General features: G+C 61.6%; 18 protein-coding genes. 7 read left to right on the plus strand and 11 right to left on the minus strand.

Translation table 11 applies throughout. From position 1 onward, the window contains the following. Positions 1–124 precede the first annotated feature (124 nt). Positions 125–274 carry a hypothetical protein gene (locus ACWNZ1_RS21925; protein WP_158296346.1) on the minus strand — a complete coding sequence of 50 codons (150 nt, stop codon included), beginning with the start codon at positions 272–274 and terminating at the stop codon, positions 125–127. Between ACWNZ1_RS21925 and ACWNZ1_RS21930 the strand changes: the two genes are divergently transcribed. Further along, the gene (locus ACWNZ1_RS21930) at positions 273–2,348 is read left to right on the plus strand and encodes an AsmA family protein (protein ID WP_265072640.1); all 2,076 of its coding nucleotides are present in this window, start codon (positions 273–275) and stop codon (positions 2,346–2,348) included. The two genes, ACWNZ1_RS21925 and ACWNZ1_RS21930, sit on opposite strands and share 2 nt — an antisense overlap. A 130-nt stretch (positions 2,349–2,478) precedes the next feature. On the opposite strand, the gene ACWNZ1_RS21935 is transcribed toward ACWNZ1_RS21930, so the two are convergent. Then, on the minus strand, positions 2,479–3,009 hold the full coding sequence (locus ACWNZ1_RS21935) for a ferritin-like domain-containing protein (protein WP_265072641.1): 531 nt from the start codon (positions 3,007–3,009) through the stop codon (positions 2,479–2,481). A 57-nt stretch (positions 3,010–3,066) separates the two neighbouring features. Then, a complete protein-coding gene (locus ACWNZ1_RS21940) occupies positions 3,067–4,020 on the minus strand; it encodes a LysR substrate-binding domain-containing protein (protein WP_178084293.1) in 954 nt (317 codons plus the stop codon). Positions 4,021–4,143: 123 nt separating this feature from the next. Between ACWNZ1_RS21940 and ACWNZ1_RS21945 the strand changes: the two genes are divergently transcribed. The 4 genes from ACWNZ1_RS21945 (at position 4,144) to ACWNZ1_RS21960 (ending at position 7,523) form a co-directional block, all read left to right on the plus strand. After that, positions 4,144–4,782: an FMN-dependent NADH-azoreductase gene (locus tag ACWNZ1_RS21945; RefSeq protein WP_135843464.1), complete on the plus strand. Its 639-nt coding sequence runs from the start codon at positions 4,144–4,146 to the stop codon at positions 4,780–4,782. Positions 4,783–4,917: 135 nt separating this feature from the next. Beyond that, positions 4,918–5,808 (plus strand): lipase family alpha/beta hydrolase, encoded by an 891-nt coding sequence (locus tag ACWNZ1_RS21950; RefSeq protein WP_135843465.1) that lies wholly within the window; start codon positions 4,918–4,920, stop codon positions 5,806–5,808. A 207-nt stretch (positions 5,809–6,015) separates the two neighbouring features. Continuing rightward, complete coding sequence (locus ACWNZ1_RS21955; protein WP_135843466.1) at positions 6,016–6,297, plus strand: PsiF family protein; 282 nt, start codon at positions 6,016–6,018, stop codon at positions 6,295–6,297. Positions 6,298–6,509: 212 nt separating this feature from the next. After that, entirely contained in the window at positions 6,510–7,523 is a 1,014-nt protein-coding gene (locus tag ACWNZ1_RS21960) for an AI-2E family transporter (protein WP_092171427.1), read from the plus strand. A gap of 127 nt (positions 7,524–7,650) precedes the next feature. Here ACWNZ1_RS21960 and ACWNZ1_RS21965 read toward each other — a convergent pair whose 3' ends face one another. Next, a complete protein-coding gene (locus ACWNZ1_RS21965; protein ID WP_135843467.1) occupies positions 7,651–8,925 on the minus strand; it encodes an Hsp70 family protein in 1,275 nt (424 codons plus the stop codon). A gap of 295 nt (positions 8,926–9,220) precedes the next feature. On the opposite strand from ACWNZ1_RS21965, the gene ACWNZ1_RS21970 reads away from it, so the two are divergent. Then, positions 9,221–10,159, plus strand: coding sequence for a DnaJ C-terminal domain-containing protein (locus ACWNZ1_RS21970; protein WP_024617360.1), 939 nt, complete (start codon positions 9,221–9,223; stop codon positions 10,157–10,159). 50 nt (positions 10,160–10,209) lie between these two features. Next, positions 10,210–10,509, plus strand: coding sequence for a chaperone modulator CbpM (locus ACWNZ1_RS21975; protein WP_135843468.1), 300 nt, complete (start codon positions 10,210–10,212; stop codon positions 10,507–10,509). A gap of 140 nt (positions 10,510–10,649) precedes the next feature. Here the strand turns inward: ACWNZ1_RS21975 and ureC are convergent, their stop codons facing one another. From ureC to urtE, 7 genes are all read right to left on the minus strand, one after another. Further along, positions 10,650–12,350: an urease subunit alpha gene (gene ureC, locus ACWNZ1_RS21980; protein WP_280944648.1), complete on the minus strand. Its 1,701-nt coding sequence runs from the start codon at positions 12,348–12,350 to the stop codon at positions 10,650–10,652. Between the two features lie 141 nt (positions 12,351–12,491). After that, on the minus strand, positions 12,492–12,797 hold the full coding sequence (locus ACWNZ1_RS21985) for an urease subunit beta (protein ID WP_014336352.1): 306 nt from the start codon (positions 12,795–12,797) through the stop codon (positions 12,492–12,494). Beyond that, positions 12,794–13,327, minus strand: coding sequence for a GNAT family N-acetyltransferase (locus ACWNZ1_RS21990; protein ID WP_135843470.1), 534 nt, complete (start codon positions 13,325–13,327; stop codon positions 12,794–12,796). Before ACWNZ1_RS21990 ends, ACWNZ1_RS21985 begins: the two co-directional genes overlap by 4 nt. A gap of 5 nt (positions 13,328–13,332) precedes the next feature. Continuing rightward, positions 13,333–13,866 carry a GNAT family N-acetyltransferase gene (locus tag ACWNZ1_RS21995; RefSeq protein WP_135843471.1) on the minus strand — a complete coding sequence of 178 codons (534 nt, stop codon included), beginning with the start codon at positions 13,864–13,866 and terminating at the stop codon, positions 13,333–13,335. A gap of 9 nt (positions 13,867–13,875) precedes the next feature. Beyond that, positions 13,876–14,178 (minus strand): urease subunit gamma, encoded by a 303-nt coding sequence (gene ureA / locus ACWNZ1_RS22000; protein WP_047227360.1) that lies wholly within the window; start codon positions 14,176–14,178, stop codon positions 13,876–13,878. 165 nt (positions 14,179–14,343) lie between these two features. Then, the gene (locus tag ACWNZ1_RS22005; protein ID WP_135843473.1) at positions 14,344–15,195 is read right to left on the minus strand and encodes an urease accessory protein UreD; all 852 of its coding nucleotides are present in this window, start codon (positions 15,193–15,195) and stop codon (positions 14,344–14,346) included. A 30-nt stretch (positions 15,196–15,225) separates the two neighbouring features. Continuing rightward, a complete protein-coding gene (gene urtE / locus ACWNZ1_RS22010; protein WP_135843474.1) occupies positions 15,226–15,924 on the minus strand; it encodes an urea ABC transporter ATP-binding subunit UrtE in 699 nt (232 codons plus the stop codon). Positions 15,925–15,956 lie beyond the last annotated feature (32 nt).

Here is a 15,956-nt window from a genome sequence, read left to right on the forward strand (position 1 = left end):
GGGGAAGGCTCTAGAACGGGCGTTTCCGAGGTGCTGCTTTGCACCGTGGTGGGTATTTTGTACCCATGTTCGCCTCGTAAAAGTGCGGGGGAGGTAACAGTTGGTTGTCTGATTGGTCAGGATTTCAGGCTTTTTTTGTACCGTTCATCGCCCTTGGTGTTAAACCTGTTGGCCGTTTCGCCAGTCCTACCATTAACAACGAGCCGACTACAGGTTCGTCTTTCGAAAAGCGTTGCAGTTCGGACGCCGTATTGTCATCAGGAGCCTTGTGCATGACGCGCACCTCAAAAATCCTCGCCTGGAGCTTTGCCAGCCTTGTTGTCCTGCTGGCGGTGCTGGTGCTGGTCATCGCGTTCTTCGATTGGAACCGGATCAAGCCCCCGCTCAACGCCAAGGTTTCCGAGGAGTTGCACCGACCGTTCGCGATCAACGGCAATCTGGCGGTGATCTGGCAGCGTGAGCCGCAGGAGGGAGGCTGGCGGGCTTGGGTGCCGTGGCCCCATGTGGTGGCCGAAGACTTGAGCCTGGGTAATCCGGACTGGTCCAAGACTCCACAGATGGCGACGCTCAAGCGTGTTGAATTGCGCATCTCGCCCTTGGCCTTGCTGGTCCGGCGAGTGGCGATTCCCCGTATCGACCTGACTGAGCCCGACGCCAACCTGCAACGCCTGGCCGACGGCCGCGCCAACTGGACCTTTCAGTTCGACCCCAAAGATCCAGATGCCGAGCCGTCCAGTTGGGTGGTGGACATCGGTGCCATCGGCTTTGACAAAGGTCACGTCATTCTTGATGACCAGACGCTGAAGACCCGCCTGGACTTGTTGATCGACCCGTTGGGCAAACCCATCCCGTTCAGCGATATCGTCGGTGAGAAGGCCGCAAAAAAAGCCCTGGACCAGGGGGCGGCGCCCCAGGACTACGCGTTTGCCTTCAAGGTCAACGGGCAGTACCACGGGCAAAACCTCACCGGTTCCGGCAAGGTTGGCGGTTTGCTGGCGTTGCAGGACGCTTCACAACCCTTTCCGCTTCAGGCCCAGGCGAAGATTGGTCAGACCGGCGTTGAACTGGCCGGCACTCTCACCGACCCGATGAACCTCGGGGCCCTGGATTTGCGTTTGAAACTGGCCGGCACCAGCCTGGCCCATCTCTATCCATTGACCGGTGTGACCCTGCCGGACTCGCCACCTTATTCAACCGATGGGCGCCTGATCGCCAAGCTCCATGAGCCTGACGGGGCGCTGTTTCGCTATGAGGCGTTCAACGGCAAGATCGGCGACAGCGATATCCATGGCGACCTGGCCTACGTGGCCAGCCAGCCGCGGCCGAAACTCAGTGGCGCGCTGGTCTCCAATCAACTGTTGTTCAGTGACCTGGCACCGCTGATCGGCGCCGATTCCAACGCCGAGCAAAAGGCCCGTGGCGGCGCCAGCAAGCAGCCGACCGACAAGGTCTTGCCCGTGGAGGCGTTTCGCACCGAGCGCTGGAGTGCGATGGACGCCGATGTGGAGTTCACCGGCAAACGCATCGTCCACAGCGAGCAATTGCCGTTCACGGATCTCTACACTCACCTGGTGCTCAACGATGGTCAGCTAAGCCTTGAGCCGCTGCGCTTCGGCGTAGCGGGTGGTCGTCTCGACGCGCAGATCCGCCTCAATGGACACACTCAACCCCTGGAAGGCCAGGCGAAGTTGACTGCGCGGGGCTTCAAGCTCAAGCAACTGTTCCCAGGTTTTGAACCCATGAAAACCAGTTTCGGCGAGCTGAACGGCGATGCCGATATCAGCGGGCGTGGCAATTCGGTGGCGGCGTTGCTGGGTACGTCCAACGGCACGCTGAAAATGCTCATCAACGATGGTGCTATCAGTCGTGAGTTGATGGAGCTGGCCGGGCTGAACGTCGGCAACTACGTGGTGGGGAAAATCTTTGGCGACAAGGAAGTGAAGATCAATTGCGCAGCGGCGGACTTCGACATCAAGACGGGCCTGGCGACCACTCGCCTGTTCGTATTCGATACCGAGAACGCGATCATCTACATCGACGGCACGGCGAACATGGCCACGGAAAAACTCGACCTGACCGTCACGCCTGAGTCCAAGGGCTGGCGGCTGATTTCCTTGCGCTCGCCATTGTACGTGCGGGGCACGTTCGCCAAGCCCGCCGCTGGCGTCAAGGCGGTGCCGCTGATGCTGCGCGGTGCCGGGATGGTGGCACTGGGTGTGATTGCGGCGCCGGCGGCCGGGTTGCTGGCGCTGGTTGCCCCCAGCGGTGGCGAGCCAAACCAGTGCGCGCCGTTGTTGGAGCAGATGAAGGCGGGCAAGGCGCCGGTGACGGTGAAGCCCACTCGTTAAACGCCGGATTTGTTGTGAGGCTTAGGGCCCTTTCGCGAGCAAGCCCGCTCCCACATTCAACCGAGTTTTGTCTGAAGGAGCGCGGTCGAGTGTAGGAGCGGGCTTGCTCGCGAAGGGGCCTTCAAGTGTATTAAAGGTCGGCCAGAATGTCGGCCATATCATCAGCATGCTCTTCTTCCTGGGCCAGGATGTCTTCGAAGATGCGCCGGGTAGTGGGGTCTTTTTCGCCGATGTACTGGATGATTTCCCGATAGCTGTCGATGGCGATCCGCTCCGCTACCAGGTCTTCGTAGACCATGTCCTTGAGGGTATTGCCCGCCACGTACTGAGCATGGGAATTGCGGCTCAACAGGTCGGGGTTGAACTCTGGCTCGCCACCCAGTTGCACGATGCGTTCGGCGAGTTTGTCGGCGTGTTCGGCTTCCTGGGTTGCGTGTTCGAGGAACTCACTGGCGGCCGCGCTGGCCCGGAGTCCGGTGGCCATGAAGTAGTGGCGCTTGTAGCGCAACACGCACACCAGTTCGGTGGCCAATGATTCGTTGAGCAGGCGGATGACTTCTTGTCGATCGGCGCTGTAGCCCTCGGTCACCGCGCCGTTCTGCACGTTTTGCCGCGCGCGTTCGCGCAGGGTGGTTACGTCGGATAAGTGCATGTCGCTCATCTCGTTCTCCTGGAGGCTGATCCGGTTGAGGCGTCACGCTCTGCAGGCGCGATCACTCTAAATCTGAGTGATGCGGTCCTGAAAAAGTTTTACTGGGTTTTTCAGCGGGTAGCCGGACAGCCGCGCCTCTTCCCCCAGCCACTGGAAGAACGCCCGCACCGGCGGATGGCGTTCGCGACCTGGTACGCACAGGGCGCTGTAGCCGGCGCCGTTGACCTGGATCTGCGGGCGATAACCCACCAGCAAACCGCTAGCGACGCTTTCGGAAGCCAGGATATTGCTCGCCAACACCAGGCCCTGCCCGGCAATCGCCGCTTGCAGGGCGTAATGTTCCTCGTCGTACTCGCGCACGCAGGGCTGCGAAGCGAGCCAGTTTTCTCCGGCCTGGGCGCACCAGGCATCCCAGCCGTGGGCATACAGCTTGGAGTTGTGCCAGTGCACGCTGATCAAGGTCGGCGGCCGCCGGGCCGCCATGGCCACCTGTTCCGGTGAGCCATAGACGCCGAAGCTTTCGTCGAACAGGCACTGACCGTACAAGTTCGGGTAGCTATCCAGGCTGTAGCGCACCACCAGGTCGATGCTGGCGTCCTGGTGCAGGTCGATCACTTCGCAATGGGTGTCCAGGCGCACGTTGATGTTCGGATGGCGGGCATAAAACCGGCCCAGGCGTGGCACTAGCCACAGAGCGGCAAACGCTGCGGTGGTGGAGAGTGTCAGGTGGCTGTTGCTGCGTTGCGGGCGCAGGGTGTCGACGCTTTGCGCCACTTCCAGCAGCGCCCCGTGCAGGCTCTGGAACAAGCGTTGCCCGCCTTCCGTGAGTCGCACCTGGCGTGGCAGGCGTTCGAACAACATCAAGCCAAGCCAGGTTTCCAGCGAGCGAATCTGATGGGAGACCGCCGTGGGTGTCACCGACAGCTCCGCGGCAGCCGCCTTGAAGCTGAGCAGGCGCGCAGCGGACTCGAAGGCGCGTAACGCATTGAGGGGCAGGTTGGCGAACATGGCAATCTCCAGAATTACAATGGATGAAATTAACTCATCCAGGTGAACTTACGCTCATTTGTCGGCTGACGGCGCTGAGCTTCAAGCTAAAAGCCACAAGCAGTATTGATTGTAGCCGTAGCAAAGGAGATTCAGATGAGCAAAATTCTTGTGGTACATGGCAGTCCCCGTGGCGAGCGCTCGCACTCCCGGCGGCTGGCCGAAACATTTTTATCCGCCTGGCAGGCCGCCCATCCGCAGTCCCAACCCACTCGTCGCGAAGTGGGACGGACGGTGATTCCGCCGGTCAATGAGGCCTTCATCGCGGCGGCGTTCCACCCCGAACCCCAAGCCCGATCATTGACCATGCAGGCGGACCTGGCGCTGAGCGACGCGTTGGTCGCGGAACTGCAGGCCCATGACCGGCTGGTGATTTCCGCGCCCATGCACAACTTCAGCGTGCCCAGCGGCGTGAAGGCCTGGATCGACCAGATCGTGCGCATCGGGCTGACGTTCAACCACAGCCTGGATAACGGTGTGTCTCACTACGAGCCGCTGGTATTGGGCAAAAAAGCCCTGATCGTGACCAGCCGCGGCGATTTCGGTTTCGGTCCCGGCGGTCAGTTGGAGGGGATGAATCACGCCGATGCGCTGCTGCGTACGGTCCTGGGGTTTATCGGCATCACTGATGTGACGGTGGTTGCCGCCGAAGGCGAAGAGTCGGCCGAGCGCAGCTTTGCCTTGTCTTGCGCCGAGGCCGAGGAGCGCTTGCTGGCGCTGGCGCGGACCTTTTGAAAGGGGGCTGCTACGCAGCCCAACCGGGAGCAGACCCTGGCCACGGATTCACACGTACTTGAAGTGGCGCGAGTGTCATAGACTGGTCATCATCGATATCGATGCTGACCACCTCTTGATCACAAGGATGTCTCCATGTCGCAACGCTGCGCCACGCGCTACCCGCTGATATTGGTCCCGGGCATGTTGGGGTTCATCCGCCTGGTGTTGTATCCGTACTGGTATGGGATCGTTTCGGCGTTGCGTCGGGGTGGGGCGGTGGTGGTGGCGGTGAAGGTTTCGCCGCTGCATTCATCCGAAGTACGTGGCGAGCAGTTGCTGGCGCAGATCGAGCAGATCCTGCGACAAACCGGTGCGCAGAAGGTCAACCTGATCGGCCACAGCCAGGGCAGTCTCACCGCCCGCTACGCCGCCGCCAAACGCCCGGACCTGGTGGCGTCGGTCACATCGGTGGCCGGCCCCAATCACGGCTCAGAACTGGCCGACTACCTGCAACTCCACTACCCGGCCGACAGTGCCCGGGGCCGCCTGCTCAGTATCTTGCTGCGGCTGATCAATGCCTTGATGAGCCTGATGGAAACCGGCTATCGCGGGCCGAAGCTGCCGGTGGATATCCAGGCTTCCCATGCCTCTCTCACGAGTGCGGGCGCGGCGCTGTTCAACCAACGTTATCCACAGGGCTTGCCACAAACCTGGGGCGGGCAGGGGCCGGAAGAGGTCAACGGTGTGCGTTATTACTCCTGGTCCGGGACCTTGCAGCCGGGCAGGACCGATAAGGGGGGCAACCTGTTCGACGGCACTAATCGCAGCTGCCGGCTATTCGCCCGCACCTTTGTGCGCGAGGCGGGGCACTGCGACGGTCTGGTCGGGCGCTACAGCTCGCACTTGGGCACGGTGATTGGGGATGACTATCCGCTGGATCACTTCGACATCGTCAACCAATCGCTGGGGCTGGTGGGCAAAGGGGCCGAGCCGGTCCGGTTGTTTGTCGAGCATGCCGAGCGGTTGAAGGCTGCCGGTGTATAGCCAGGCGGACCGGGTTATCGTTCTTCGCGAGCAAGCCCGCTTCCACATTGATGGCGTTCACAAATCCCCTGTGGGAGCGAGCTTGCTCGCGATAGCGTCAGTCAGGGCACCGCGGGTCTACGACTGAACACAGATGAAGGTGTAACAGGCTTTGTCTACAATGCAGCTCATCGCCCCACCCATCGTGCGGCAACCAGGAGAAACACCATGAAGATGCTGCGTGTCCCTTTGTTGATGATCGGTTTGCTGTTGTGCTCCCAAGGCTTCGCCGCCACCGCTCAACAAACCAAGATGACCACCTGCAACGCCGATGCCACCGCCAAGGCCCTCAAAGGCGATGAGCGCAAAGCCTTCATGAGCACCTGCCTCAAGGCTGCCCCTGCTACGCCCCAGGAACGCATGAAAACCTGCAACGCCACGGCGACTGAGCAGGCATTGAAGGGCGATGCCCGCAAGGCGTTCATGAGTGATTGCCTGAAGAAAAAATAAATGGCGCCTGTGGGGGCCCCATCGCGAGCAGGCCCCCACAGTAGATCTGCGTTGCACGGTCCATTGTGTGCGAGCCTGCTCGCGATGAGACCTTGCAGGCGCGGCCAGAAACTTCTGAACTGCGATCAAGGTCGGCCGATACAATCTCTAGTGCTGCTGGTGGAAGGCTGGCAGACTGCCAATCCTTTTACGCCGTTTCGTCCTGAGGCTGTATGCCAACGTTTTCTCAGCGTCATGTGTTGTTGGTGATCAGTTGGGTGATCATTTTTGGTGGGTTGCTGCTGGTACTGCCGCTGCGCCTGTTGCCGAGCCTGCTGGCCGGGTTGCTGGTGTTCGAACTGGTCAACATGCTCACCCCACAGTTGCAACGATTGATCGAAGGCCGGCGCGCACGCTGGCTGGCGGTGGCGTTGCTGGGCACGCTGGTGGTCAGTGTGCTGACCTTGATTTTCGCCGGTGCCTTCAGCTTCCTGCTGCATGAAGCGGAAAATCCAGGCGCTTCCCTGGACAAGTTCATGGCGGTGGTCGACCGTGCACGTGGGCAGTTGCCGCCGTTTATCGACGCCTATCTGCCGGCCAGTGCCGCCGAGTTCCGGGTGGCGATCGGCGACTGGGTGAGCAAGCACCTGAGCGACCTGCAACTGGTGGGCAAGGACGCGGCACACATGTTCGTGACGTTGCTGATCGGCATGGTGCTGGGGGCGATCGTCGCCTTGCAACGCATCCCCGACCTGACCAAGCGCAAGCCCCTGGCCGCCGCGCTGTTCGATCGCTTGAATCTACTGGTCAAGGCGTTTCGCAACATCGTCTTCGCCCAGATCAAGATTTCCCTGCTCAACACCTTTTTCACCGGGATCTTCCTGGCGGTGGTGCTGCCGCTGTTCGGTATCCACCTGCCATTGACCAAGACCCTGATCGTCATGACGTTCCTGCTGGGGTTGCTGCCGGTCATTGGCAACCTGATGTCCAATACCCTGATCACCATCGTCGCGTTGTCGCTGTCGATCTGGGTCGCCGTGGCGGCGCTGGGTTACCTGATCGTGATTCACAAGCTCGAATACTTCCTCAACGCCCGGATCGTTGGCGGGCAGATCAGCGCCAAGTCCTGGGAATTGCTCATGGCAATGCTGGTGTTCGAGGCGGCGTTCGGTTTGCCAGGGGTGGTGGCGGGGCCGATTTACTATGCCTATTTGAAGAGTGAGTTGAAGCAGGTAGGGATGGTTTGATCCAGCAAATGTGTTGGCTGATCTTCGCGAGCAAGCCCGCTCCCACATTTGAACCGCATTCTTTCTGAAGGAACTCGGTCTCCTGTGGGAGCGGGCTTGCTCGCGAAGGCCGCGCCTCGGTCTTGGATCAGACCTGGGTGCCGTAGCGCTTCATCGCCTCGATCGCCAACCCGCTGCCGATGCTGCCGAAGATGTTGCCTTCCACATGCCGGGCCTGGGGCAGCATTGCCGAGACGCTGTTGCGCAGGGCCGGGATGCCGCTGGAACCGCCGGTGAAGAACACCGTGTCCACCTGATCGACGCGCACGTTGGCATCGTTGAGCAGTTGCGTGACGCTGCCGCGTACCCGCTCCAGCAAGCCGTCGATGGCCGATTCAAACAGCGCCCGGCTCAAGTCTACGCTCAGGCCCGGCTCGATCCGGTCCAGTGGCACATGGCGCTGGTCGGCGTGAGTCAGTTGGATCTTGGTTTCTTCCACTTCCATCGCCAACCAGTGCCCGGCACGCTGTTCGATCAACTTGAACAGCCGGTCGATGCCGCCGGTGTCTTCGATGTCGTAGCGCATGCTGCCCAGGGCCAGGGTGGATTTCTGCGAGTACACGGCGTTGATGGTGTGCCAGGTCGCCAGGTTCATGTGATGGCTGGTGGGCATGTAGGCGCCGCTTTTCATGCGGCTGCCGTAGCCGAACAGGGGCATCAGACCTTGCAGGCTCAGTTGCTTGTCGAAGTCGGTACCGCCGATGTGGACGCCGCCGGTGGCGAGGATGTCGGCGTGACGGTTGTCATGGGTGCGCCGCTCGGGTGACAGGCGCACCAGGGAGAAGTCCGAAGTACCACCGCCGATGTCGACGATCAGCACCAGCTCTTCTTTCTCGATGGTCGATTCATAATCGAAGGCCGCCGCGATAGGCTCGTACTGGAATGAAACTTCCTTGAAGCCGATAGCGCGAGCCACGTCCACCAGGGTGTTTTCCGCTTCCTGGTCAGCCAGCTCGTCGTCATCGACGAAAAATACCGGACGGCCCAGTACCACTTCTTCGAATTCCCGACCGGCGGTGGCCTCGGCACGTTTCTTCAGTTGGCCGATGAACAGCCCCAGCAGATCCTTGAACGGCATGGCCGTGCCCAACACGCTGGTGTCGTGCTTGATCAGCTTGGAACCCAGCAGGCTCTTGAGCGAGCGCATCAGTCGGCCTTCATAGCCTTCCAGGTATTCGTGCAGCGCCAGGCGGCCGTAGACCGGGCGGCGCTCCTCGAGATTGAAAAAGACCACCGAGGGCAGGGTGATCTTGTCGTCCTCCAGCGCGATCAACGTTTCCATGCCGGGGCGCAGCCAGCCGACGGTGGAGTTGGACGTGCCAAAGTCGATGCCGCAGGCACGGGCCGGGGATGCGTTTTTCATGTCTTTCGGGTTCCAGTTGAAAAAACGGCCGCGCAGTGTATGTCAGTGCGGCGCGGATTCGAAGGCCGGTTATCCGCTAATTCATAACCGTTGGCCTTGAAAGCGGCTCTTTTACCCCCAAACTTGCTGGCATGGGCCTGGCAGCACAGGGCGATACAAGAACCGCCGCCGGCTGCCGATAAACTTCTGAAGCGCCGCCCGGTCACAAACCTTGAGATCGGTCAAACCCCTGGACTTGTACCACGAGCATGCTGCGGGTGGCGGTGCGATATCGATAACGGATGGTGATCCTTCAATGGACTTCAAAGACTATTACAAGATCCTGGGTGTGGAGCCGACGGCGGATGACGCCACGATCAAGGCCGCCTATCGCAAACTGGCGCGCAAGTACCACCCGGATGTGAGCAAGGAAAAGGACGCCGAGACTAAGTTCAAGGACGTCTCCGAAGCCTATGAAGCGTTGAAAAGCGCTGACAAGCGCGCCGAGTACGACGATCTGCGTCGTTATGGCCAGCACGGCCAGCCGTTCCAGGGCCCGCCAGGCTGGCAAAGCCGTGGCGGTTTTGGCGGTCAGGACACAGGGGATTTCTCGGACTTCTTCAGTTCGATTTTCGGTAATCGCGGGCCGGGTTTCGGTGGCGGGCAGTCAGGTCGCAGCGCCGGCCGTCGAGGGCAAGACGTGGAAATGGAATTACCGATCTTCCTGGAAGAAACCCTGTCGAGCGAGTCGAAAAAAGTCAGCTTCCAGGTGCCGCAGTACAACGCGGCCGGCCAGCATGTGAGCAACACCAGCAAAAGCCTGAACGTGAAGATTCCGCTGGGGGTGACCGACGGCGAACGCATCCGCCTCAAGGGCCAGGGTGCGCCAGGTATCGGCGGTGGCGCCAACGGTGATTTGTACCTGACGATTCGCTTCGCTCCGCACCCCAAGTTCGACGTCGAGGGCCAGGACCTGATCATCACCTTGCCCCTGGCACCGTGGGAATTGGCGCTGGGCACCGAAGTGGCAGTCCCGACCCTCACTGGCAAGATCAACCTCAAGGTCCCGGCCGGCAGCCAGAATGGCCAGCGCATGCGCGCCAAGGGCCACGGCCTGCGCAACAAGGCCGGCGAGCGCGGCTACCTGTTCGTGCAGCTCAAGGCCGTGATGCCCAAGGCCAGCGACGAGGCGGTCAAGGCGTTGTGGGCGGAACTGGCGAAGAAGGCTGCGTTCGATCCGCGGGAGAACTTTTGACTGTTTTGAGGGGCTAGACTCGACAGTTAAAGCATTGGGAGAAGCAGACCATGAACAACCCGATCATTGAACTGAACCTGATGGAGTTTTGTGAGGCCGCCGCCTTGCAAGATATCCATGTGATCGAAATCGTCGCCCATGGCATCCTCGAACCCCACGGTACTGCGCCGACCGATTGGCGTTTCACTGATTACGAACTGGTCCTGGCCCGCCGCGCCGCCAAGCTGCGCCGCGAGTTGGATCTGGAGTGGGAAGGCGTTGCCCTGGCGCTGGATCTGTTGGAAGAGGTGCAGCAACTGCGCAGCGAAAACCGCATGCTCAAGCAGCGGTTGGGGCGGTTGGTGGAGTGAAAAGCGGTCTATAAGCAAGCGCCAACCTGTGGGAGCGAGGCTTGCCCGCGATGAGTTCAACTCGGTTCTCAAGAGTTGAGGCGCCTGTATCGCGAGCAAGCTTTGCTCCCACAAGTCTTGCTCTCAGGCCCTCATTCCATTCAAAACAGAAAATACCGCTGCGCCATCGGCAGCACGTCAGCCGGCTCGCACCACAGCAACACCCCATCGGCCTTGACCTGATAGGTCTGCGGATCGACGTCGATGCTCGGCAGATAGTCGTTGTGGATCAGGTCGGTCTTCTGCACATCGCGGCAGCCCTTGACCACGGCGATTCTCTTCTTCAGCCCAAGCTGCTTCGGTAGTCCCGCCTCGGCGGCGGCCTGGCTGATGAAGGTCAGGCTGGTGGCGTGCCGCGAGCCGCCGTAGCTGGCGAACATTGGTCGGTAGTGCACTGGCTGCGGCGTCGGGATCGAGGCATTGGCGTCGCCCATCAGGCTGGCGGCAATGGCCCCACCCTTGAGAATCAGCGTCGGTTTGACCCCGAAAAACGCCGGGCGCCACAGCACCAGGTCGGCCCACTTGCCGACTTCGATGGAGCCCACTTCATGGCTGATGCCGTGGGTGATCGCTGGGTTGATGGTGTACTTGGCGATGTAGCGCTTGATGCGGAAGTTGTCGTTGCCTTCGCCATCGCCGGGCAGGGCGCCGCGTTGCTTCTTCATTTTGTCGGCGGTCTGCCAGGTTCGGGTGATGACCTCGCCGACGCGGCCCATGGCCTGGCTGTCGGAGCTGATCATCGAAAACGCGCCGAGGTCGTGGAGAATGTCTTCGGCGGCGATGGTCTCGCGACGGATGCGGCTTTCGGCGAACGCCACGTCTTCGGCGATGCTCGGATCCAGGTGATGACACACCATCAACATGTCCAGGTGTTCGTCGATGGTGTTGCGGGTGAACGGCCGGGTCGGGTTGGTGGAGCTGGGCAACACGTTGGCGAAGCCGCAGGCCTTGATGATGTCCGGTGCGTGACCGCCACCGGCGCCTTCGGTGTGGTAGGTGTGGATGGTCCGGCCCTTGAACGCGGCCAGGGTGGTTTCGACGAAACCGGACTCGTTGAGGGTGTCGGTGTGGATCGCCACCTGTACGTCGTACTGGTCGGCCACGCTCAGGCAGTTGTCGATGGCCGCCGGCGTGGTGCCCCAGTCTTCGTGCAGCTTCAAGCCGATGGCCCCGGCCTTGACCTGTTCGATCAACGGCTCCGGCAGGCTGGCGTTGCCCTTGCCGGTGAAGCCGATGTTCATGGGGAAGGCATCGGCGGCCTGGAGCATGCGCGCCAGGTGCCATGGCCCGGAGGTGCAGGTGGTGGCGTTGGTCCCGGTGGCCGGGCCGGTGCCGCCGCCGATCATGGTGGTGACGCCGCTCATCAATGCTTCTTCGATCTGCTGCGGGCAGATGAAATGGATGTGGGTATCGATACCGCCCGCCGTGAGGATCATGCCTTCGCCGGCGATCACTTCGGTGCTGGCGCCGATGGCGATGGTTACGTCGGGCTGGATGTCCGGGTTGCCGGCCTTGCCGATGGCCGCGATGCGCCCGTCCTTGAGACCGACATCGGCCTTGACGATGCCCCAGTGGTCAATGATCAGCGCGTTGGTGATCAAGGTGTCCACGACCTCGGCGGCCAACAGCTGGCTCTGGCCCATGCCATCGCGAATCACCTTGCCACCGCCGAACTTCACTTCTTCGCCGTAGGTGGTGAAGTCTTTTTCCACTTCGATCCACAGTTCGGTGTCGGCCAGGCGGACCTTGTCGCCGACGGTGGGGCCGAACATGTCGGCGTAGGCTTGGCGGGAGATTTTCATGTGCTTGCCTTGAGATTCAATTGAATGTTGAAACCGTTCGCTGCGCTCACTTATCGCGAGCAAGCTCGCTCCCACAGGGATACGCGATCAAAATGTGGGAGCGAGCTTGCTCGCGATGAGGCCAGTACAGGCCTCCATGGCTTAAAGGTCGCCCATCACCCGCCCGGCAAACCCGAACACCCGGCGATGCCCGGCCAGGTCCACCAGTTCCACTTCGCGGCTCTGGCCGGGTTCGAAGCGCACGGCGGTGCCAGCCGGGATGTTCAGGCGCATGCCACGACTGGCGGCGCGGTCGAAGGTCAGGGCATCGTTGGTTTCGAAAAAGTGATAGTGCGAGCCGACCTGGATCGGCCGGTCACCGCTGTTGGCGACGTTCAGCGTCAAGGTGCGGCGGCCGACGTTGAGCTCGATGTCGCCGGGCTGGACCTGGTATTGGCCTGGAATCATTGCGGTTGCCCCAAAGTCTTGTAGTAAATGGCGGTCGGAGTGGAGGTCCCGTCCGGGCTCAGGCAGTAGTCCGGCAGTTCACCAACGCGGGTGTAACCCATGGCGCGGTAGAACGCCTCGGCCTCGGAGCCGGCCTGGGTGTCGAGGTACAGCAGGCCGCGCTTGTGCTGGCGGGCGCCGAGCTCCAGGGCGCTCATCAATTGCTGGCCCAAGCCCCGGCGGCGGGCATCGCCGCGTACCAGCAGTTTTTGTACTTCGGCACGGTTGAGCCCGTTGGGCTTCTGGCACAGGGCAAGCTGGACGCTGGCCTGCACTTGCTCATCCTTGACCACCACCCACAGCAGCAGGCTGCCCTGGTCAAGACTGGCCTGGACCTCGTCGAAGTAGGCGCGTGCCTGGGCGGCATTGAGGTCAGCCATGAACCCCACGCTGGCGCCATAGCCGACGGCGTCGAGCAACAGATCGATCAGGCCCTGGCGATAATGGGCAAAGCTTTCAGCGTGGACTCGACGCAACTGGGCGGGGTTCATAGGCATCACTCCTTGTCAAAGGCAGGCGGTTGCGCCCCGGGATCGAGGACCAACTGCATGAAAGTCAGGTCCAGCCAGCGGCCGAACTTGGTACCCACCTGGGGCATCTGCCCGGTGGTGATGAAGCCGGCTCGCTCGTGCAGGCGAATCGAGGCGGCGTTGCCGCTTTCGATGGCGGCGACCATGACGTGTTTACCGCAGGCCCTGGCACGCTCGATCAGTGCGCTCATCAACCGCGGGCCGAGACCATTGCCGCGCTGATCGTTGCGCACATACACCGAATGCTCCACGGTGTGCCGGTACCCGTCGAATGGTCGCCAGTCGCCGAACGAAGCATAGCCGAGCACGTTTTCATCGGCATCGACGATCACCAGCACCGGGTAGCCCTGGGATTGCCGGGCGCTGAGCCAGGCTTGGCGATTACCCAGGTCCACGGCCTGTTCGTTCCAGATCGCCGTGGTATTCAGGGCGGCTTCGTTGTAGATGTCACGGATCGCTGGAAGGTCCGTATGTAGGGCGTCACGAACGTGGTAAGTCATGGCGCGGCCTCAGGCGATGGGCTGGTGGACGGTGACCAGTTTGGTCCCGTCGGGAAACGTCGCCTCGACCTGGATCTCCGGGATCATTTCCGGGATGCCTTCCATCACTTGCTCGCGGGTCAGCAGCGTGGTGCCGTAATGCATCAGCTCGGCCACGGTCTGGCCGTCACGGGCACCCTCGAGCAGCGCTGCGGAGATGTAGGCCATGGCCTCTGGGTAGTTGAGCTTCAAGCCACGGGCCAACCGCCGTTCGGCAACGAGGCCGGCGGTGAAGATCAGCAGCTTGTCTTTTTCGCGTGGGGTCAGGTCCATGTGCAATCCATAAGGGCAGATAAAAAATTCAAACTCAAAACACAAATACCTGTGGGATCGACCCTGTGGGAGCAAAGCTTGCTCGCGATAGCAGCGCCTCGGTCGATCAGAAGGACCGGGTTATTGTTCATAGCGAGCAAGCTTTGCTCCCACAGAAAAGCAAATTCAGGTACTCCAGATTCTGGGTGGTACGGCCTCTCTTCCAAGCAACGCAGGCCTGAGCAAACGCCACAACGCAATCAACCACCCCCGCGCCAGCAACGCCTCTTTCGCCAGGCACCGAGCCACGACCAGGCCGGGCAATTGGGTCAGGTCGCCGCGCACGTCATGGCCCAGGGATCGGCACTGCTCCAGCAGCTCGCTGTCGATCTCGCCAGTCACCAACAGCGTGGCGAACACCGGATCGCCGCCCAGCCCGATGGGCGAGTCGAGCAAGCCATCACCGCCCACAATGCGCTGGCGTTCATGCCACAGCAACTGGCTGTCGCGACGGATGTCCAGCCGTGACTGGAAATGCCCCAGGTCGAATCGCTCGCCGCTGGCCGGCCGGCCGAGGGCAACCATGTCCCAGTAGAACAGCCGCCCATCGCCGTGCAGGTCGATGCTCGTGCTGAGTTCGGCCTGGGCCGCGCTGAAGACGATGGTCTCCTGGGGCAACCATTCCAGCGTCGCACCGGCGGCCACGCTCAGGGTCAGTTGCTGATACGCCGGGTCGGCAGCCCGATACCACTTCGCCGCGCCGGGGCTGGTCAGTTGCGCCCAGGCGCCCGGGCTGACGTGGGCCGAGATGTCCAGCCGGTCGCCGCCGGCAATCCCGCCAGGCGGGTGGACGATGATGTGTTGGCACACTTCGGGGCCTTCGGCGTACAGGTGCTTCTGCACCCGCAGCGGGCCTTTGTGGCGACGCTGTACCGGACGCGTGCAGTCGCCGAATCGGGCGTAGCCCAATTCCAGCTCAGCGTGCCAGCTGGGGGTGAACAGGCCCGAAGGCACCAATGCAGAGACAGGTAGATTCATGATTTCTGCTTATCGTCAGGACGTTACAGACTAGATCGTAACCAGCCCGCGCACACCCTCGGCTTCCATATTTTCTCCGCGCCCCTGCTGCACGATCTCGCCCCGGGACATCACCAGGTATTGATCGGCCAACTCGGCGGCGAAGTCGTAGAACTGCTCCACCAGCAAAATCGCCATGTCGCCCCGGGCCGCCAGTTTCTTGATGACCACGCCGATCTCCTTGATCACCGACGGTTGGATGCCTTCGGTGGGCTCGTCGAGAATCAGCAGCCGTGGACGGCTGGCCAGGGCCCGACCAATGGCGAGTTGCTGTTGCTGCCCGCCGGACAGGTCGCCGCCACGGCGCTGCTTCATCTGCAGCAGCACCGGGAACAATTCGTAGATAAACGCTGGCACCTCCTTGGCCTCGGAACCGGGAAAACGCGACAGGCCCATCAGCAGGTTTTCTTCCACCGTCAGCCGCCCGAAAATCTCCCGGCCCTGGGGCACGTAGGCGATGCCGGCATGCACCCGCTGATGCGGCTTGAAGGTGGTGATGGGCTTGCCTTCCCAACTCACCGCGCCTTCCTTGGCCGGCAACAGGCCCATCAGGCATTTGAGCAAGGTGGTCTTGCCCACGCCGTTGCGACCCAACAGGCACGTCACCTCGCCAACCTTCGCGTCGAACGACAAGCCGCGCAGGATGTGGCTACCGCCGTAGTATTGGTGCAGTTTGTCGACTTGCAGCATGTCTTGAATCCCTCTCAAGTCCCCTTTGGGAA

This window comes from Pseudomonas sp. CFBP 5748, from assembly GCF_053850495.1.